The sequence below is a fragment of the Vibrio sp. Vb339 genome (assembly GCF_902751245.1).
Lineage (GTDB): Bacteria > Pseudomonadota > Gammaproteobacteria > Enterobacterales > Vibrionaceae > Vibrio > Vibrio coralliirubri.
Genome location: NZ_CADDIS010000002.1, coordinates 1,455,694 through 1,475,008 on the forward strand (window position 1 = coordinate 1,455,694; position 19,315 = coordinate 1,475,008).

At 44.8% G+C, this 19,315-nt stretch carries 15 protein-coding genes and 2 tRNA genes; 4 read left to right on the forward strand and 13 right to left on the reverse strand.

From position 1 onward, the window contains the following. Positions 1–13: 13 nt before the first annotated feature. From nusA to rlmE, 9 genes are all read right to left on the reverse strand, one after another. Positions 14–1,501, reverse strand: coding sequence for a transcription termination factor NusA (nusA, locus tag HRQ85_RS15125; protein WP_017059230.1), 1,488 nt, complete (start codon positions 1,499–1,501; stop codon positions 14–16). Between the two features lie 35 nt (positions 1,502–1,536). Next, positions 1,537–1,992, reverse strand: coding sequence for a ribosome maturation factor RimP (rimP, locus tag HRQ85_RS15130; protein ID WP_004738265.1), 456 nt, complete (start codon positions 1,990–1,992; stop codon positions 1,537–1,539). 234 nt (positions 1,993–2,226) lie between these two features. Continuing rightward, a tRNA-Met gene (locus HRQ85_RS15135) sits at positions 2,227–2,303 on the reverse strand. A 53-nt stretch (positions 2,304–2,356) separates the two neighbouring features. Further along, positions 2,357–2,441 (reverse strand) — tRNA-Leu (locus tag HRQ85_RS15140). A 16-nt stretch (positions 2,442–2,457) separates the two neighbouring features. Then, entirely contained in the window at positions 2,458–2,790 is a 333-nt protein-coding gene (gene secG, locus HRQ85_RS15145) for a preprotein translocase subunit SecG (RefSeq protein ID WP_172379968.1), read from the reverse strand. A 294-nt stretch (positions 2,791–3,084) separates the two neighbouring features. Then, the gene (gene glmM / locus HRQ85_RS15150; RefSeq protein WP_019824349.1) at positions 3,085–4,425 is read right to left on the reverse strand and encodes a phosphoglucosamine mutase; all 1,341 of its coding nucleotides are present in this window, start codon (positions 4,423–4,425) and stop codon (positions 3,085–3,087) included. 21 nt (positions 4,426–4,446) lie between these two features. Then, complete coding sequence (gene folP, locus HRQ85_RS15155; RefSeq protein WP_172379969.1) at positions 4,447–5,277, reverse strand: dihydropteroate synthase; 831 nt, start codon at positions 5,275–5,277, stop codon at positions 4,447–4,449. An 88-nt stretch (positions 5,278–5,365) separates the two neighbouring features. Continuing rightward, positions 5,366–7,333 carry an ATP-dependent zinc metalloprotease FtsH gene (gene ftsH, locus HRQ85_RS15160; protein WP_048612308.1) on the reverse strand — a complete coding sequence of 656 codons (1,968 nt, stop codon included), beginning with the start codon at positions 7,331–7,333 and terminating at the stop codon, positions 5,366–5,368. A gap of 107 nt (positions 7,334–7,440) precedes the next feature. Continuing rightward, complete coding sequence (gene rlmE / locus HRQ85_RS15165) at positions 7,441–8,070, reverse strand: 23S rRNA (uridine(2552)-2'-O)-methyltransferase RlmE (RefSeq protein WP_017059396.1); 630 nt, start codon at positions 8,068–8,070, stop codon at positions 7,441–7,443. 114 nt (positions 8,071–8,184) lie between these two features. Here rlmE and yhbY point away from each other — a divergent pair, with 114 nt between their 5' ends. Then, a complete protein-coding gene (gene yhbY / locus HRQ85_RS15170) occupies positions 8,185–8,481 on the forward strand; it encodes a ribosome assembly RNA-binding protein YhbY (RefSeq protein ID WP_004738252.1) in 297 nt (98 codons plus the stop codon). 125 nt (positions 8,482–8,606) lie between these two features. On the opposite strand, the gene greA is transcribed toward yhbY, so the two are convergent. Continuing rightward, positions 8,607–9,080, reverse strand: coding sequence for a transcription elongation factor GreA (gene greA / locus HRQ85_RS15175; RefSeq protein WP_017059397.1), 474 nt, complete (start codon positions 9,078–9,080; stop codon positions 8,607–8,609). Between the two features lie 513 nt (positions 9,081–9,593). Between greA and HRQ85_RS15180 the strand changes: the two genes are divergently transcribed. Further along, positions 9,594–10,640, forward strand: a complete 1,047-nt coding sequence (locus HRQ85_RS15180; RefSeq protein WP_052878849.1) for a porin — start codon at positions 9,594–9,596, stop codon at positions 10,638–10,640. Between the two features lie 111 nt (positions 10,641–10,751). Beyond that, positions 10,752–12,185, forward strand: a complete 1,434-nt coding sequence (dacB, locus tag HRQ85_RS15185) for a serine-type D-Ala-D-Ala carboxypeptidase (RefSeq protein ID WP_172379970.1) — start codon at positions 10,752–10,754, stop codon at positions 12,183–12,185. Positions 12,186–12,296: 111 nt separating this feature from the next. On the opposite strand, the gene HRQ85_RS15190 is transcribed toward dacB, so the two are convergent. Together HRQ85_RS15190 and tyrS are read right to left on the reverse strand one after the other, a co-directional pair. After that, complete coding sequence (locus tag HRQ85_RS15190; protein WP_017068902.1) at positions 12,297–13,142, reverse strand: magnesium transporter; 846 nt, start codon at positions 13,140–13,142, stop codon at positions 12,297–12,299. A 376-nt stretch (positions 13,143–13,518) separates the two neighbouring features. Next, complete coding sequence (tyrS, locus tag HRQ85_RS15195) at positions 13,519–14,706, reverse strand: tyrosine--tRNA ligase (RefSeq protein ID WP_017059402.1); 1,188 nt, start codon at positions 14,704–14,706, stop codon at positions 13,519–13,521. A gap of 129 nt (positions 14,707–14,835) precedes the next feature. Here tyrS and HRQ85_RS15200 point away from each other — a divergent pair, with 129 nt between their 5' ends. Next, the gene (locus HRQ85_RS15200) at positions 14,836–16,125 is read left to right on the forward strand and encodes a peptidoglycan DD-metalloendopeptidase family protein (RefSeq protein WP_050645391.1); all 1,290 of its coding nucleotides are present in this window, start codon (positions 14,836–14,838) and stop codon (positions 16,123–16,125) included. A 71-nt stretch (positions 16,126–16,196) separates the two neighbouring features. On the opposite strand, the gene HRQ85_RS15205 is transcribed toward HRQ85_RS15200, so the two are convergent. After that, complete coding sequence (locus tag HRQ85_RS15205) at positions 16,197–19,310, reverse strand: efflux RND transporter permease subunit (protein ID WP_172379971.1); 3,114 nt, start codon at positions 19,308–19,310, stop codon at positions 16,197–16,199. Between the last annotated feature and the right edge of the window lie 5 nt (positions 19,311–19,315).

A 19,315-nucleotide genomic window follows, 5' to 3' on the forward strand; every position in this document is an offset into this window, starting at 1 on the left:
TCTCCTTGCTGAATTATTCTTCGTCGCCGAACCAACAGATGTTACGCGCAGCCATAATTAGCTCGCCTGCACGCTCTGCAGTTAGGTCTTCGATGCCTTCTAGTTCATCAACGCCTTGGTCAGCTAGGTCTTCCAATGTCGCAACGCCTTTTGCTGCTAGCTTGTAAGCCATTTCACGCTCAAGACCTTCAAGTGCAAGTAAGTCTTCAGCAGGCTCAACACCGTCGAAAGTTTCTTCTTTCGCTAGCGCTAGAGTAGTCAGTGCGTCTTTTGCGCGGTTACGTAGTTCTTCAACGATACCTTCGTCTAGACCGTCTACTTCAAGAAGCTCGTTCACAGGAACGTATGCTACTTCTTCAAGCGTAGAGAAGCCTTCTTCAACAAGCATTTGAGCAAAGTCTTCTTCAATGTCTAGGTGCTTCATGAAGTTTTCAATAGAAGCAACTGCTTCTTCTTGGTGCTTCTTCTCAAGATCAGCAACAGTCATTACGTTCAGTTCCCAACCAGTAAGTTGAGACGCTAGACGTACGTTTTGACCGCTACGGCCAATCGCTTGTGCTAGGTTATCCGCTTCAACAGCGATATCCATAGAGTGTGCGTCTTCATCAACGATGATTGAAGCAACATCAGCAGGAGCCATTGCGTTGATTACGAATTGAGCCGGGTTATCATCCCAAAGAACGATATCAATACGCTCACCACCAAGATCGTTAGAAACAGCTTGTACACGTGCGCCACGCATACCAACACACGCACCAACTGGGTCAATACGTTTGTCGTTTGTTTTCACAGCGATTTTAGCACGAGAACCAGCGTCACGTGCAGCACCTTTAAGTTCAATTAGCTCTTCACCAATCTCAGGCACTTCAACACGGAATAGTTCAGCTAGCATTTCTGGCTTCGAACGAGTAACGAAAAGCTGGAAACCACGAGCTTCTGGTTTAACTGCGTAAAGAAGACCACGAACACGGTCACCTGGACGGAAATTTTCACGAGGAAGTTGGTCATCTCGAAGGATTACCGCTTCAGCGTTGTTACCTAGGTCTAGGATAATAGTGTCACGGTTAACTTTCTTAACTGCGCCAGTTACTAGCTCGCCTTCGTTATCGATGAACTGCTCAACGATTTGAGCGCGTTCAGCTTCACGTACTTTCTGTACGATAACTTGCTTAGCCGTTTGAGTCGTAATACGGTCAAACGTTACTGATTCGATATCATCTTCAATGAAACCGCCAAGTTCGATCTCTGGGTCATCGTACTTTGCAGCTTCAATAGAGATTTCTTTTGTTGGGAATTCAACTTCCTCAACAGCTTCCCAACGACGGAAAGTTTCGAAATCACCCGTTTTACGGTCAATTTCAACGCGAACTTCAATTTCTAGTTCGCTTTTCTTTTTTGTTGCCGTTGCAAGCGCGATTTCAAGCGCTTCAAAAATACGCTCACGAGGAACTGCTTTCTCATTTGAAACAGCTTCTACTACCGCCAAAATTTCTTTGTTCATTAATCTAGCCTCTTAAGCTCTTCTCTCTAGGAGAACTAAAATTTAGGGATCAGGTTAGCTTTCGCAATATTGCTCAGGACGAATTCTTCTTCTTGTCCTTCAACCAATACTTTCACTGTCTCGCCTTCGATAGATTGGATATCACCTTTCCATTTACGACGGTTGCCGACAGCCATTTTCAAAACGATGCTTACCTCGTGACCAATAAATTGTTGGTAATGCTCTGCTTTGAACAGTGGTCTCTCTAAACCTGGTGAAGACACTTCAAGGTTATAAGCCACTGAAATTGGATCTTCAACGTCCATTACGGCACTTACTTGGTGACTAACTTCAGCGCAATCATCTACATTGATACCGTTTGGTGAATCGATGTAAATACGTAGCGTTGAGTGCTCACCAGCACGAATAAATTCTAATCCAACTAACTCATAACCTGATGCTGCTACTGGAGCGTCAAGCATTTCAGTAAGTTGTCTTTCTAAACCAGTCATTTAACCACTCCAGAAACAAAAAAAGGGCTCAAAGCCCAATTTAAATTCCAAGCAAACATTATCTAAATACATTTACAAATGCTTAGATAACAAAAAACCCCGTATAAGCCGGGGTTTTTGTTGCTGGACCCTTATATGTTAAGTGCCATCACATTCGATATCGCACTTAACTCACAGTGAGGTTCACACTGTGCAAACTTGCTACCAATACAAGCTATATAATAGCATTGAAATTGGTTGCGGGAGCCGGATTTGAACCGACGACCTTCGGGTTATGAGCCCGACGAGCTACCAAACTGCTCCATCCCGCGTCCGACTTGCGAGCATTATACGCCCAACAAGATGTTTTACAAGTTTGTAAACATGGTGCCGAGAGAGGGACTCGAACCCTCACACCCTAAGGCACTAGCACCTCATGCTAGCGTGTCTACCAATTTCACCATCTCGGCATCAAATCTTTACAGATTATTGTGGAATTTCTTCGCCTTGCGCCGGAACTTCACTCACTGCATCATCAGCTTGTTGAATTACCTGACCTTGGGTCGGGTCAATCCACTGTGACTCAGTTTTATGTGTAGACATATTACCAAGCACTAAGCTAAGGATAAAAAATGTAGTTGCAAAAATTGCAGTCATTCGGGTAAGGAAATTTCCTGAGCCACCAGCACCAAACACAGTGTTTGAAGCGCCAGCACCGAAAGAGGCTCCCATATCTGCGCCTTTACCTTGTTGAATCAACACTAGGCCAATTACACCAAGCGCTGCCAACAGGTAAATCACAAGTAGAACTGTAAACATTTTTCCACCTATGTTCCTAATTGTTGAGCCAGCGCCGTTCAAAAAACTATTTTTAAGAACAAGGCTAGCGACCTCCTAACTGAAGGCCGAGCAATACTAGCGAATGCGACGATGGCTGACAAGGAGAATTTGCTAAAAAATAAGCCTTTACCAAGTGAATGGTCAAAAAAAGGTCAAAAGCGACACAAAACTCATTTACGTCTCTTTTGACCGTTATATCTTTTGACCGTGATATAAGTCAACCACTTCTAATCACAGGCGCTATTCGCTGCGCCAGCTAAGTAAAAGGTTAAATTAGCAGTTTGCTTTTACTGCATCTGCAATCTTAAGCGCGGACGCTTGAACAAGCTCAGCATCTTCGCCTTCAACCATGACACGCAGTAGTGGTTCTGTACCAGACTTGCGTAGTAGCACACGACCTTTCTCGCCAAGCTCTGCTTCCACTTCAACAACCGCTGCTTTTACCGCTTCGGCTTCCAATGGGTTTGAATCTCCGCTGAAACGAACGTTTTCTAGAACTTGAGGGTACAACGTCATGCCTTGAGACAGCTCATTCAGTGTCATTTCGCTATCAACAACTGAAGCCAACACTTGCAGAGCAGCAACGATAGCATCACCCGTCGTCACTTTATCCAGTAGGATAACGTGCCCCGAGTTTTCAGCACCGATCTTCCAGCCTTTAGCAAGAAGCTGCTCCATCACGTAACGGTCACCAACAGCAGCACGAACAAACGGAATACCTAACTGCTTAAGGCCGTTTTCCATACCAAGGTTGGTCATTAGTGTACCAACAACGCCGCCTTTCAACTCACCGCGACGCAGTGCATCACGAGCAATGATGTAAGCAATTTGATCACCATCCACTTTGTTGCCTAGCTCGTCAACCATGATGATACGGTCACCATCACCATCAAAGCCAAGGCCTAATGCCGCTTTCTCTTCAAGCACTTTTGCTTGCAGAGCACGTACATCCGTCGCACCTACTTCGTGGTTAATGTTAGTACCGTTTGGCTCAACACCAATCGCAATAACTTCTGCACCCAGCTCTTTAAATACAGCAGGAGCAATATGGTAAGTGGCACCATGTGCACAATCGACAACAATCTTCATTCCTGCAAGCGTCATATGATTTGGGAATGTGCTCTTACAGAATTCAATGTAACGGCCAGCCGCATCGTTCAAACGTACCGCTTTACCAAGTTCGAATGAGTCAACACATTCGATGTCTTTATCCAATTCAGCTTCAATCGCCAACTCGATATCGTCCGGCAGTTTTGTTCCCTCAGAAGAGAAGAACTTGATACCGTTATCGTAGTAAGGGTTGTGCGATGCAGAGATAACAATACCCGCTTCAGCGCGGAAGGTTTGAGTTAGGTAAGCAACAGCAGGTGTTGGCATTGGGCCAGTAAACGTAGCCTGAAGACCAGCAGCAGCAAGGCCAGCTTCTAGCGCAGACTCCAACATGTAGCCAGAGATACGAGTATCTTTACCAATGATGACTTTCTTTGTGCCTTGCTTCGCAAGAACACGACCCGCAGCCCAGCCAAGCTTCAGAACAAAATCAGGTGTAATCGGGTACTGGCCAACTTTGCCACGTACACCATCTGTGCCGAAGTAACGTCTCTTATCAGACATATTGATTTTCCTTAATTATGATTAGTGATTGTTATTCATCACTTCGATTATCTTCATCGCTTCCAATGTATCTTCAACATCGTGAACGCGAATAATTTGTGCACCTTTGATTGCAGCGATGGTAGCGCAAGTGACGCTAGCGACCATGCAATCTGCTGGAGCTTTGGCTAGTAGCTTAAAGATCATCGATTTTCTCGACATCCCCGCTAAGACGGGCAACCCAAGCGTGTGAAATTTTTCAAGGTGCGCTAATAGGTGGTAATTATGCTCAATGGTTTTACCAAAGCCAAAACCAGGATCCAGAATCAGCTGCTCTTTTGATATGCCAACAGCCTCACAAGCCTCCACCCTTTCTTTTAAGAACGCTTCAACATCCGTTAGAACATCATCGTAATTTGGGTTGGCTTGCATGGTTCTCGGCTGACCTTTCATGTGCATCAGGCAAACTGGCACATTAGCATCGGCCGCCGCCTCTAAAGCTCCGGGCTCTTGCAGTGCGCGCACATCATTGATCAAATCAGCCCCCGCTTCAACGGCTTGGCGCATCACTTCAGCTTTACTGGTATCAATGGAGATCCACACATCAAACTTGGCGCGAATTGCTTTAATGGCAGGAATAACACGAGCGAGCTCTTCCTCTAAAGGAACGTCAGGTGCTCCCGGGCGAGTTGATTCACCACCAATGTCAATAATGCTAACACCAGCTTGAATCATTCGCTCTGCTTGCACTAAAGCATTATCTAATGAATTGAATTTTCCGCCATCAGAGAAAGAGTCAGGCGTAACATTGAGGATCCCCATCACATGTGGGCGGTCTAAAACGAGCGTTTTATTATGTGCTTTTAATATCATGAAAGGCGGGTCTTAAAGGTAAAAACATCTTGGGCTATAAACAGAAAAACCCTGAGCGTACTCAGGGTTTTAATTTAAAGCTTAGCAATTAAGAATCTTTGTTTTGAGCATCATCTGTTTCAGATTTAACTTCTTCAACTTTCGACTCTTCAGCTTTTGGTTCAGCTGTTGCTTCTTCGGATTTCGCTTCAGGCTTAGCTTCTTCCTTTGCAGGTTCTGCTTTCGCCTGATCACCCCAACCCGCTGGCTCACGAATGTCGTCTTTACGTTCCATCAAGTCATCAATCTGACCTGCATCAATCGTTTCAAACTTCATTAGCGCGTCTTTCATCGAGTGCATGATATCCATGTTCTCTTCAAGAATTTGCTTCGCACGAGCATAGTTGCGGTCGATTAGAATACGAATTTCTTCATCGATCAGCTTAGTCGTATCGTCAGAAACATGTTTCGCTTGGCTCATACCGCGACCTAGGAAAACTTCGCCTTCTTCTTCAGCATATAGAAGAGGACCCAGTTTTTCAGAGAAGCCCCACTGCGTTACCATCTTACGAGCAATATCAGTTGCACGTTCGATATCGTTAGACGCACCAGTCGAAACTTTGTCTTTACCGTAGATAAGTTCTTCAGCAAGACGACCACCGTACAAGCTAGAGATCATTGATTCTAGATGTTGGCGAGACATGCTTACGCGGTCTTGCTCTGGAAGGTACATAGTTACACCAAGCGCACGACCACGTGGAATGATTGAAACCTTGTACACAGGATCGTGTTCAGGCACCAAACGACCAACAATTGCGTGACCCGCTTCGTGGTAAGCCGTTGACTCTTTCACTTCTTCAGACATAACCATTGAACGGCGCTCTGCACCCATCATAATTTTGTCTTTTGCAAGTTCAAACTCAACCATAGATACATTGCGCTTGTTACCACGAGCAGCAAATAGCGCCGCTTCGTTCACAAGGTTCGCAAGATCTGCACCAGAGAAGCCTGGAGTACCACGAGCAATCAGTGATGGTTCAACATCACCTGATAGTGGCACTTTACGCATGTGTACTTTTAGGATCTGTTCTCGACCACGTACATCCGGTAGACCAACCACAACTTGACGGTCAAAACGACCAGGACGAAGTAATGCAGGGTCTAGTACGTCTGGACGGTTAGTCGCAGCGATAACGATAATACCTTCGTTACCTTCGAAACCATCCATCTCAACCAACATTTGGTTCAGTGTTTGTTCACGTTCATCGTGACCACCACCAACACCAGCGCCACGTTGACGACCTACAGCATCGATTTCATCGATAAAGATGATACAAGGTGCCGCTTTCTTCGCTTGTTCGAACATGTCACGCACACGAGATGCACCAACACCAACAAACATTTCAACGAAGTCAGAACCAGAGATAGTAAAGAACGGTACTTTCGCTTCACCGGCAATCGCTTTTGCAAGCAATGTTTTACCCGTACCAGGAGGACCAACCAACAGGATACCTGTCGGGATCTTACCACCTAGCTTTTGGAAGCGGCTTGGGTCACGAAGGTAATCCACAAGCTCTTTCACGTCTTCTTTTGCTTCGTCACAACCAGCAACATCAGCAAACATCGTTTTGATTTGTTCTTCGCTCATCATTCGAGCTTTACTCTTACCGAAAGACATAGCGCCTTTACCGCCGCCTCCGCCTTGCATTTGACGCATGAAGAAAATCCATACACCAATCAGTAAGATCATTGGGAACCATGAGATGAAGATAGTGCCAAGCAGGCTCTGCTCTTCAGGTGGTGTACCCTGAACTTTTACGTTTTGATTAATTAAGTCATCAAGTAGCTTTTGATCATAAACAGGCATGTAAGTTACATACTTAGAACCACCACCACGACGTGTGAAAGTGATTTCGCTGTTATTGAACTGTGCGTCTTGAATCTGGCCTTGGCCAACTTCCTGTACAAACGTGGTGTAATCTACTGCTCTGCCGTTACTTTCCCCAGGGCCGAAGCTCTGGAATACCGACATCAACACTACCGCGATAACAAGCCACAGAATTAAATTTTTTGCCATGTCACTCAAGGTGTAAGCCTCTCGATAACTAATTGTAATTAAAGGTAGGGTACTACAGTTTGTAACCTGTAGCCATGTTGTTAACTCTCACTCTTGGAAGAGAATCGTTAACCTTTGTAACCAGTGGCTACGATAAACACCTCACGAGATCGAGCTCGAGAAGAGTCGGGTTTTCTAACTTTTACTGTTTTAAACATCTCACGGACGTCCTTAACGTATTGGTCAAACCCTTCGCCTTGGAATACTTTTACAACAAAACTACCATTGGTAGCTAGAACTTGTCGACACATATCCAAAGCTAATTCAACTAAATACATAGCTCTTGGCTGATCCACAGAATTGTTGCCTGCTATATTAGGTGCCATATCTGACATCACGACATCAACCATGTTTGGTTGTATACGTTCCAACAAGGCATCTAGCACAGCTTCTTCGCGAAAATCACCTTGTAAAAAGCTAACACCAGCAATCGGATCCATTGGTAACAAGTCACATGCAATGATTTGTCCGTTGTCTCCAACAATCTTAGCAGCATATTGAGACCAACCGCCAGGTGCTGCACCCAAATCCACAATGGTCATCCCAGGAGACAGCAATTTATCTTTCGTTTGAATCTCTTCCATTTTGAAATAAGCACGTGAACGATAGCCTTTCTTTCTTGCTTCATTTGCGTACTTGTCGTCGAAGTGTTCCTTCAACCAACGGCCTGAACTGGCCGAGTGTTTCTGTTTGCTCATTGGATACCTAAATTGGAGGAAAGTACTAATTGCTGAATAAATTATAGTCTTCAGCTTTAGATGGCGTTAAAATAGGTTTTTTCAACCCTAATAGTAAAGAAAATTGGCCGCGTAATGAACCTAAGTACCAAACAAAAGCAGCATCTAAAGGGCCTAGCTCACAGTTTAAAACCTGTTGTGCTAATGGGCGCAAATGGACTTACTGAAGCTGTTCTAGCGGAAATCGAATTAGCTCTAGACCACCACGAACTGATCAAGATTAAAGTTGCATCAGAAGACCGTGAGACTAAGCAACTGATTATCGATGCAATTGTACGTGAAACTAAAGCTGAGAAAGTACAGACTATCGGTAAAGTTCTAGTACTGTTCCGTCAGTCAGAAGCACGTAAAATCGAGATTCCACGTAAATAAGCGAGCTTAATATAAGCTAACTTCACTAATAGGAAGCCACAGCGCTTATCTTTTAGTGTAGCGTGAGAAACGAAAAAGGTCGCATTTAGCGACCTTTTTACTTATCAGAAACAAAGAAAATTCAATTAGATATATTCTACTTTGTCGATTTCGAAGTCTTTGTCACCACCAGGGGTAGAGATCATGACTTCGTCGCCTTCCATTTTACCGATAAGGCCACGAGCAATTGGCGATTTCACAGAAATGCGACCCGTTTTGATGTCTGCTTCGTCTTCTGAAACGATTTGGTAGCGGAACTCATCATCGGTATCCACATCAATCAGTGTCACTGTCGTGCCGAAGATAATCTTGCCCGTATTATCCATTTGCGTTACATCGATGATCTGAGCCAGTGATAGCTTATATTCAATATCACGGATCTGAGCTTCACAAATACCCTGCTCTTCACGAGCGGCGTGGTATTCAGCATTCTCTTTCAGGTCACCTAGTTCACGAGCTTCACCAATAGCTGCTGAGATAACAGGGCGTAGCTTAAGTAGGCGATCTAATTCGTCACGTAGCTGCTGAGCGCCACGTACTGTCATTGGAACCTTTTCCATTTTTTACCTCTATGCCAAAGCTTTCTTTGGCCAACATAAATACACCCAACGTATTTATTGGGTGATAGAAACAAAACGATTTGGCTTAGTGTAAACAAACTTTATGGCTAAATCACCTTTATTCCACTTTGCGTTATAAAAGCTTTATCTAGGTCTAAATTACAGACATCACAAAAATGAATAATAACCCCCCCATCAATAAGTGGAGAGTTAAATACCTAAAAAAACAAAAAACAAACAAAATAAACACAGATCACACTTTTATAAAAACCACTTAAAAACAATCACTTAAACAACAAGAGATATAATAAAACAGTGTTCATTTTTTAGTTTTATATCATTTTACTAACTGACTATGGAACTTTAGAGGTAAAAAGTAACCCATGGATTGCACTGGCATTTTTCAGACTTCTGTTCTAATCATGATTATGAAGCCTGATTAATACAGGCAATACACAAAAGGGTTCAAATCCTTGATAAAACTTCTATGGACAGTAATTAGGAAATAATAACATGAACAAGACTATGATCGCGCTTGCTGTATCTGCTGCAGCTCTTGCTACTAACGCAGTGGCAGCGGACGGTAAACAAGCTGGTGGTATTGACGGTACTTCTGTATACAGCTCAAACGGCACATCTCTAGAGATCGGTGGTCGTGCGGAAGCTCGTCTATCTCTAAAAGATGGCAAAGCACAAGACAACTCTCGTGTACGTCTTAACTTCCTAGGTAAAGTTGAAATCCAAGACGGTCTATACGGTGTTGGTTTCTACGAAGGTGAATACACTACAGCTGACAACACTGTAGTTGTTGACGGCGAAGCTACTTCTGGTAGCGATATTGATCACCGTTACACTTACGCTGGTATCGGCGGTAACTTCGGTGAAGTTACATACGGTAAAAACGACGGCGCACTAGGCGTTATCACAGACTTTACCGATATCATGTCTTACCACGGTAACTCAGCAGCATACAAAATTGCTGCAGCAGACCGTACTGACAACATGCTTTCTTACAAAGGCGAATTCCAAGACCTAGCAGTAAAAGCAAGCTACCGCTTCGCAGACCGTACGGATTCAGTTGACGGCGGTTACTCAGACAACAACGAAGATGGCTACTCTCTATCTGGTATCTACTCAATCGGCGACTCTGGCTTTAAGCTAGGTGCAGGTTACGCTGATCAAGACGTAGAAAACGAGTACATGCTAGCGGCATCTTACCGCACTGAAGCTCTATACTTTGCTGGTACATTCACAGACGGTGAGCTAGCGAAGAGAAACGGTGATTACACAGGTTACGAATTCGCAACGGCTTACACGCTAGATAAAACTGCGTTTACTCTAACGTACAACAATGCAGAAACTGACGGTGAAACTTCAGCTGACAACGTTGCTATCGATGCAACATACTACTTCAAGCCTAACTTCCGTACGTACATCTCGTACAACTTCAACCTAATCAGCGAAAATGACACGATTGGTACTGTAGGTTTAGGTAACGGTACTGCATCTAAAGCTGACGCTGAAGACGAGCTAGCTCTAGGTCTACGTTACGACTTCTAATTCTGATTATCTAATTGATTAATTAGTTAATTGAGAATCAAAACGCCCGCTATCTAGCGGGCGTTTTTTATATCTGTATACTGAAAACATCAGCCATCCAAGAAATCTTCTATGCGCCTTCTATCCACACTACTTGTATGTAGTTTTTCCATTAGCGCTTTCTCAGTTAACGCTTTCGCTTACGCCCCACTAGATAAATTGCCTACCGGCACTAGCACCAGTGTTATTTTGGAATCTCTGAGTAGCGATTCTAAGAAAATGAATTCCAACAGTGATGGCTTCTATCCACCCGCCAGTACTTTGAAGCTGGTGACAGCTTTGGCGGCTAAGTTGGAGTTAGGGGATGACTTTCACTACACGACCAGCATTGTTCGTTCTGGTAATGACTCAATCATTTCATTTAGTGGCGACCCGACCCTACAACGAGAACAACTAAAAAGCCTTTTAGCTCAATACGCAAAATCTCAATCCAGAACCATCAAAGGCAACTTATACCTCGATAACTCGACTTTTACGGGCTATCAGAGAGCGGTGGGGTGGCCTTGGGACATTCTAGGGGTTTGTTACAGCGCGCCTTCGAGTGCAATGACCTTAGACAGCAACTGCGCACAAGCCTCTATTTATACAAAAGATAATGGTGCGACACGCGTTTATATTCCCGCTCACTATCCGATAGACGTGACGACCACTGCCGCCACTGTAACTCGCTCTGGGCAGAAGGCAACACAATGCGACTTGGAGCTCATCACGACACCAGATAACGCTTACAAGCTCTCTGGTTGCTTAGTTGAACGTAAAAAGCCACTGCCACTCAAGTTCGCGATTCAAAATCCAGAACTTTACACCTATCAAGTCGTTACGTCGCTTCTCAAAGAACTGAAAATAGAAGTAAAAGGTGATGTGATTATTGGTAAAAAAGAGAAAGCAGACCAAACCACGTTAGTCGCTAGTCACAACTCAGAAAAGCTTCCTGAACTGCTCGATATCATGCTCAAGAAGTCAGATAACCTTATCGCAGATAATCTAACTAAAACGCTAGGAGCCACATTTTATGTTCAACCGGGCAGCTTCAATAACGGCACTGAAGCGATAAAGCAGATATTGCTGACCAAGGCTAATATTGACCTCAGTAAAGCGCAGCTCGTCGATGGTTCAGGGCTATCCAGAAATAACCGGATGAGGTCGCAGACCATGGCACAGGTGCTTCGTTATATCTGGGAAAACGATCAACAGCTCAACCTGATTGAGGCTATGCCTACATCTGGCACGAATGGAACGCTCAAATACCGTCAAAGCATGAGAAAAGAACCGATTCAAGGCAACATTATCGCCAAAAGTGGTTCTCTATACGGCAGTTACAACATGGCTGGATACGGATTAGATAAGGCGGGAAAACCAAACTCTCTATTTGTGCAATTTGTCCGTGATTACTTCCCTGAAGAACAAGATCCAGACAAACCAGTGGAGGCACCAATCACCCAGTTTGAACGTGCTTTCTACAAAGATGTAGTCGAATTCAGTCAAACACAAAGCAAATCTAAATAATGCTTAGCTCTGTGTAAGCTTCTAGTTTAATAATAAAAATGGCGCTGAAGACCTTCAATCTTCAGCACCATTTTTGTTTCTCAGATGTATTTTAGCTATTTTTATCAGCTTTTAAGCGATTCCTAGGAATGAGTTCACGACAGTGAAGTAGATCCACATTCCTGAGATATCCACTATCGAAGCAAGCACTGGACTCACTAACACCGCTGGATCAAGCTTAAATAGCCGAGCGACTATCGGTAACCCGCCGCCGAGTACAGTTGATATGGTCACCTGAATAAACAGCGCTACCGCAATCGCTAACGCAATCATGTTGATGTCATAGCCACCTGTCGATTGGTTTTCACTGAATAGTAAAATACGTCCAATCATCACTACAGCAATCGCTAAAGCTAAACAAATAGCAACTCTAAACTCTTTCCATAGAACGTTAGCCCATTGGCGTTTTTTCAACTCACCTGTGGCTAAGGCTCTGATCACCAAAGTCGCGGCTTGTGTTCCGGTATTACCACCAGCAGCAGCAATTACCGGCATGTAGATTGCCAAAAGAACCAACTGACTGAGAATGTCTTCATACTGAGCAATGATAAGCCCTGAGACAATCCCCAATAGTGCTAGCGCAATAATCCAACCGATACGCTGTCTTACGTGGCTCATGACGCCAGTAGAAAGGTAGCCCTGTTGAGGCTCCACCTCTGAGTAGATCAGCCCTAGTTGGTGAGCTAGATGTCGAGAGCGCTTCTCAAAGCCCTGCTCTTCTAACTCACTAAGTAAAGTCTGAATCGTACTAAGAGAGCATTGCCCCAGCACTAGCACCGCATCTTCGAGCGGCATTCGGTTCAAAAGATTAATTTGTTGTTCACGTCCGTACTGTTGAAATGCATTCGATACAGCTTGGATGTCTTGCTCTGAGTACAGAGCTTCAATAGATAAAAAAGTGTTGTTCATTACCGTCATGGCGAATCTCCCGATTGGCAAAGGTAACGACCATCAAAACAAATAGCATAGATTTATAGATTTATAGATTTATGCGCACCAAGAGCTGAAAGCTACTGGTGTGTCTACTTGTTAGAATCTAGTGTGTGGAAAAGAATGCGGGGGAAAAACAAAGATACCCTACCTGAACGGCAGGACAATAGATCAATACCGAGACAGGTTATTCTTCTCCATTCAAACTAGGAGGATGGTCGGTATTGTTCATAAAAATCTCCAGAATTACTGTCAATTTGACAGCGCGCATAGTGTAGCAATAGGCGTTTCAAAGTTTCGTCAATTTTAAGTCAATAAAAAAGGCATCCGTGGATGCCTTTGGTTCAATTATTGATGTGCATTATTACTTAATAGTAATACGAGCAAATTTACGCTTACCTACTTGGTAAACGGCAGTACCTGCTTCAGGTACGAATTTGCTGTCTTCAATCTTCTCGCCTTCAAGCTTAGCCGCGCCTTGCTTGATCATACGCATCGCATCAGAAGTCGAGTTTACAAGACCCGCTTCTTTTAGAACGTTCGCAATTGGCAGGCCTGCTTCGAATTCAAATTCCGGCATTTCATCAGGAACTTGGTTCTTAGCAAAACGGTTAACGAACTCTTGCTCAGCAGCTTCAGCATCTGCTTCACTGTGGAAACGAGCGATGATCTCTTTAGCAAGAAGTACTTTAACGTCACGCGGGTTCTTACCTGCATCAACGCCAGCTTTCAGTTCCGCAACTTCTTCAAGGGGACGGAAAGACAGTAGCTCGTAGTAGCTCCACATTAGATCGTCAGAGATAGACATGATCTTACCAAACATCTCGCTTGGTGCTTCGCTGATACCGATGTAGTTGTGCGCAGACTTAGACATCTTCTTAACGCCGTCTAGACCAACAAGTAGTGGCATCATCAGTACCGCTTGTGGTTTTTGACCTGCTGCTTTTTGCAGTTCACGACCCATTAGAAGATTAAACTTCTGGTCAGTACCGCCAAGCTCAACGTCGCTCTCTAGTGCAACAGAGTCGTGACCTTGTAGAAGTGGGTACATGAATTCGTGGATTGCGATCGGTTGACCACCAGCGTAACGCTTTTTGAAGTCATCACGCTCAAGCATACGAGCAACAGTTTGGTTAGAAGCAAGACGAATCATGCCTTCAGCACCAAGCTCAGATAGCCATTCAGAGTTGAAACGAATTTGCGTTTTCGCAGGATCTAGAATCTTGAATACTTGCTCTTTGTAAGTTTCAGCATTCTTCAATACGTCTTCGCGGCTGAGCGGTGGACGTGTTGAGTTTTTACCTGATGGGTCACCAACCATTGCAGTGAAATCACCGATAAGGAATGTCACTTCATGACCAAGCTCTTGGAAAGCACGAAGCTTGTTAAAGATAACCGTATGGCCTAGGTGGATATCTGGAGCTGTTGGATCGGCACCCAGCTTAATGCGTAAAGGACGACCTTCTTTTAGTTTTGCAATCAGTTCGTCTTCTGGAATCAGTTCTTCTACGCCACGTTTGATCTCGGCTAGTGCAGCTTCAATACTCGCCATTCTTGTTCACTCCCACAGATTTGGCAAAAATACATTAATTAGACATCTTACTTGAATAGCGATGTATTTTGAAACCAGTTACACTATTCCGTCGTCGATTTTCATAATATTTACAGAACGAACCGGAACATGTTGTCTATTTTTGCACGCCTTCCTATTTTGCACCGGGCTTTTATCGCATTTTTTAGTGCCATAATTTTCGTCGCGATTTTCTTACTCCCCGACGTCAACAGTTTGCGTGACGATTCGGGCGCTTTAGTTGTGGGAAAACATTACCCACTGACTATCAATGCCTCTGCGCTTATTAGCTCAAGTGACGCTCCACCGACGGCAGTGCTCAATTGGGAGAAATACACCGTTCGCTCTGGCGAAAGCACCTCTGTTTTATTTGAACGTATTGGCCTCTCATACCGTCTGCTGATCACGCTACTCAATACCAATAATGATATTAAGAAGCAGCTGTCTAATCTAAGACCTGGTGATGTCTTGCAGTTCGGCTTTGATGAAAACAACGACCTTATTCAGTTAAAACGACAACTTAGTGCGTTTGAAAGCTTCAAGATCACTAAGTCTGGCGATTCATTCTCATCAAGTTTCGACAAAAAAGAAGTGGCATACCAATACAATTATGCCGAAGCCAACATCACCTCTAACTTCTGGAACGCTGGCGTAAGCGCAGGTTTAACCGCAAACCAAATTATGGAACTGGCGGGCATCTTCGGTTGGGATATCGACTTTGCGTTAGATATTCGTAAGAACGACAGCTTCAAAATCTTATACCAAGAGAAAGTGGTTGAAGGTGAAGTGGTTGGTCGCGGTAAGATCATGGCAGCCGTATTCAAAAACCAAGGCGATTCATTTACCGCAGTATTGGATGATAAGAGCGGCAACTACTTCGATGAAAATGGTCGAGCAATGAAGAAAGCGTTCTTGCGCTCACCAATTGATTTTCGTCGCGTAACATCGAACTTTAATCCTACCAGGAGACACCCAGTAACCGGTAAGGTACGAGCTCACCGCGGTACTGACTACGCGGCTCCTGTTGGCACGCCTATCTGGGCAGCCGGTGACGGTATTGTTCAGAAGTCGGGTTACAACCAATTCAATGGTAACTACGTGTTTATCCGCCACAGCAACACCTACATCACCAAGTACCTGCACATGAAGCGACGTATGGTGAAAACAGGTCAGCGTGTAAAACAAGGCCAAACCATTGGTACTTTGGGTGGCACAGGTCGTGTAACTGGCCCGCACTTACACTATGAGTTCTTGGTTAATGGCGTACATAAGAATGCGCGTACCGTGAAATTGCCTCAATCTAAGTCGTTAACGGGTAAAGCAAAAGCAACCTTTATTGCCAACTCAGAGATTCGACTGAATAACCTAGAGCGATACGGCCAGTTACTGGCGACCAATTAGATTAAGAGCCATATAAACCCACGAAAAGAGCGCCCACTAAGGCGCTCTTTTTATTTCCGTCGAACTAGGACTTATCTTTCACCGTCGTTGCTTGGGATCACATCGGGCTTCTTATCTCGCCCTAACATCAGCAAACAAGGCGTCAGCACCAGGGTAAGTACCGTTGCAAACGCTAAACCTCCCGCAATTGCCGTAGCGAGTTGCGACCACCACTGCGTGCTCGGCGCGCCGAATTCTATCTTTTGATTAATCAGGTCGATGTTCATCTCTAACACCATCGGCATTAAGCCTAAAATGGTGGTGACCGTAGTCAGCATTACAGGTCTTAAACGTTGCACACCGGTTCTTAGAATCGCATCTCGCTTATCCAAGCCTCTTTTAATCAACTGGTTATAGGTATCGATCAGCACGATATTGTTGTTCACCACGATACCTGCCAGTGCAATCACTCCAATACCAGACATCACTATGCCAAACGGGCGCTGAAAGATAAGCAGACCAACAAACACACCAACCGTCGAGAACAGCACCGCACTCAAAATCAGGAATGCTTGATAGAAACTATTAAACTGAGTAATCAGAATCAACGCCATTACCGCCAAAGCAACCAAGAAAGCACTTTGTAAGAAGGCTGACGAGTTTTCTTGTTCTTCGTTTTGACCGCGGATACGAAATTCTACACTACTCGGTAGCCCCAGCTCACTCAACGCTTGCTCAATCTTTGGTAATTCAAGGGCAAGGTTATAACCCTCTTCCATATCCGCCATGATGTTCACCACACGCTTACCATCAAGGCGTTTAATCGTATCTTGCTTATGGTCGGGAACAATCTGAGCAAAGTTGGTGATCGGCACCAAGCCAGCAGGTGTTTTGACTCTCAGCTGGTCGAAGCGTCCAATATCCCTTTTATCATTCGGGTAACGCACTAAGATATCGACCTCTTCTGCAGAGTCATCGGGCAGGTAATCACCAATCTTGAGACCATTCGTCACGAATTGAACTGTATTACCCACCAAGGTCGCATCAGCAGCAAAACGCGCGGCATCATCGCGGCGAATATCCACCTTCCAATCGATGCCGTCTTTACTCGCGGTATCACTAATATTGGTCAGTGCTTGATTGCCATCTGCCCAACCTCTTACGATCTTTGCAGCCTGATTAAGTTGCTCTGGCGTTCTTGCTGACAGCTCAATCACTAAGTCATTTTCAACCGGAGGCCCAGCATCAGGAAACTTATATTCAATCTCAACACCAGCGTATTGGTCGGTCTGTACTTTTAGCTCATCAATAATTGCTTTAACGCTGCGGCGATATTGCCAGTCAACAGGTGTTATCGAGATCAAACCAATCTGGTCATCACCACCAGTCCGCGTGTAAACGGTATCGAACTCATCATGATTGAGCATCATCAGTTCAATATCGCGCATAATGTCATCCTTTTCTTGGATAGACAGGTCACCATGAGAACGAACTTTGACGTTAAAGAATGGCGGATCAACTTCTGGGAAGAACTCTGCACCTAGGCCCGCTTTGGAGTAAGTAAACCCAACTGCAACCGCGAGCAGTATCGCACTACAAAGAATCTTAAACGGGTGTTTAATTGCAATCGACAGTGTGTGGTAGTACGCCTTAGTTAAGCCTGTGGCTTGTGAAAAGTCACCATTATGTAGTGCGACCATTCGAGCTTGGCTTTTAGACGATACGTATTGAGGTTTGCCAATCAAACCTCCTAGCACGGGCACAAACAACAGCGCCATAATTAACGAAGCAGTTAATGTCGCGATCAGAGTTAGTGGTAAGAACTTCATGAATTCGCCCGTCACATCCGGCCAAAACAGTAACGGAGCAAATGCGGCTAAGGTTGTGGCTGTGGATGCGGTTATTGGCCACGCCATCCGTTTCGCTGCATCTCGGTAAGCGGCTTTGCGCCCTTCCCCCTCTTGCATTCGCCTGTCTGCAAATTCGGTCACCACAATCGCACCGTCAACCAACATACCCACAGCCATGATCAGAGAGAACAACACCACGATGTTGACGGTTAAGCCGAACACAGACAGCACTAGCAGCCCGGTAAGAAAGGAGCCAGGGATTGAAATACCCACTAACAAAGCGGTACGCACACCAAGAATCGCGATGATAACGATAACCACCAGAATAATGGCGGATAAGATATTGTTTTGCAGATCATTAAGCATGATCTTCACATCTTTAGATTCATCCCAGGTGTATTTGACCAACAGGTTATTTGGCCATTCCGCTTGCTGCTGAGCGCCTGCCATTACTGCTTTGACTAGCTCAACCGTTTCGATGATGTTTTCGCCTGCACGCTTCTTGATATCCAACACCACCGCAGATTTGCCATCTAAACGAGCAAAGCTTTCAGGATCTCGAAACGCTCGACGAACCGTAGCGACATCGCCGAAAGTGACCACCTGCTTGCCATCCACTTTAATAGGCAACTCGAGCACGTCTTTTAAAGAGTTAAACACCGAAGGGACTTTGACAGAGAAACGCCCATACCCCGTATCAACAAAACCAGCGGCAACCACTCGATTGTTCAGAGCGATCAGATTATAGATATCCGCTTGATCTAAGCTGTAGCTCTCCATCAATAACGGATCGACAATGATCTCAACGATGTCATCGCGATCGCCCGCAATATCCACTTCAAGGATTTGGCGATAGCTTTCTAATTTGTCTCCTACTTCTCGTGCTATTTGTACGATAGTCCGCTCAGGAACGGTACCGAATAGCACAACAGACAGAACAGGCTGTTCAGAAGCCAGCGTCACCTCATTTACGGTCGGTTCATCACTGTCTTCTGGTAGTTTTGGTTTAGCCAGATCAACCGCGTCACGCACATCGGCCATTGCTTTGGTGAGATCGACGCCAACATTAAACTCCAACACAACAGAGGCGTGGCCTTCTGCTGCGGTTGCTGTCATCTCTTTTACGCCTTCAATCGACCTCAGCTCTTGCTCTATCGGCCGAACCAATAAGCGTTCGGCATCGGTTGGCGAAATACCTTGGTGCCCAACAGAGACATAGATAATAGGGATAGTAATGTCTGGGCTCGATTCTTTGGGGATCGTGATATAGGTGACGACACCAGCTACGAGGATTAACACCAAAAGGGAAAGCATTGTTCGAGCACGAGACAAAGCTGCATCAATAATTGAATACATCGGCA

Bases quoted from the DNA above. Each gene is read 5' to 3' on its own strand.
- HRQ85_RS15200 (WP_050645391.1), top strand. From the start codon at position 14,836: ATGTTGTCTATTTTTGCACGCCTTCCTATTTTGCACCGGGCTTTTATC.
- folP (WP_172379969.1), bottom strand. From the start codon at position 5,277: ATGATATTAAAAGCACATAATAAAACGCTCGTTTTAGACCGCCCACAT.
- HRQ85_RS15190 (WP_017068902.1), bottom strand. From the start codon at position 13,142: ATGACGGTAATGAACAACACTTTTTTATCTATTGAAGCTCTGTACTCA.
- greA (WP_017059397.1), bottom strand. From the start codon at position 9,080: ATGGAAAAGGTTCCAATGACAGTACGTGGCGCTCAGCAGCTACGTGAC.
- rlmE (WP_017059396.1), bottom strand. From the start codon at position 8,070: ATGAGCAAACAGAAACACTCGGCCAGTTCAGGCCGTTGGTTGAAGGAA.
- ftsH (WP_048612308.1), bottom strand. From the start codon at position 7,333: ATGGCAAAAAATTTAATTCTGTGGCTTGTTATCGCGGTAGTGTTGATG.
- rimP (WP_004738265.1), bottom strand. From the start codon at position 1,992: ATGACTGGTTTAGAAAGACAACTTACTGAAATGCTTGACGCTCCAGTA.
- HRQ85_RS15205 (WP_172379971.1), bottom strand. From the start codon at position 19,310: ATGTATTCAATTATTGATGCAGCTTTGTCTCGTGCTCGAACAATGCTT.
- tyrS (WP_017059402.1), bottom strand. From the start codon at position 14,706: ATGGCGAGTATTGAAGCTGCACTAGCCGAGATCAAACGTGGCGTAGAA.
- HRQ85_RS15180 (WP_052878849.1), top strand. From the start codon at position 9,594: ATGAACAAGACTATGATCGCGCTTGCTGTATCTGCTGCAGCTCTTGCT.
- nusA (WP_017059230.1), bottom strand. From the start codon at position 1,501: ATGAACAAAGAAATTTTGGCGGTAGTAGAAGCTGTTTCAAATGAGAAA.
- secG (WP_172379968.1), bottom strand. From the start codon at position 2,790: ATGTTTACAGTTCTACTTGTGATTTACCTGTTGGCAGCGCTTGGTGTA.
- dacB (WP_172379970.1), top strand. From the start codon at position 10,752: ATGCGCCTTCTATCCACACTACTTGTATGTAGTTTTTCCATTAGCGCT.
- yhbY (WP_004738252.1), top strand. From the start codon at position 8,185: ATGAACCTAAGTACCAAACAAAAGCAGCATCTAAAGGGCCTAGCTCAC.
- glmM (WP_019824349.1), bottom strand. From the start codon at position 4,425: ATGTCTGATAAGAGACGTTACTTCGGCACAGATGGTGTACGTGGCAAA.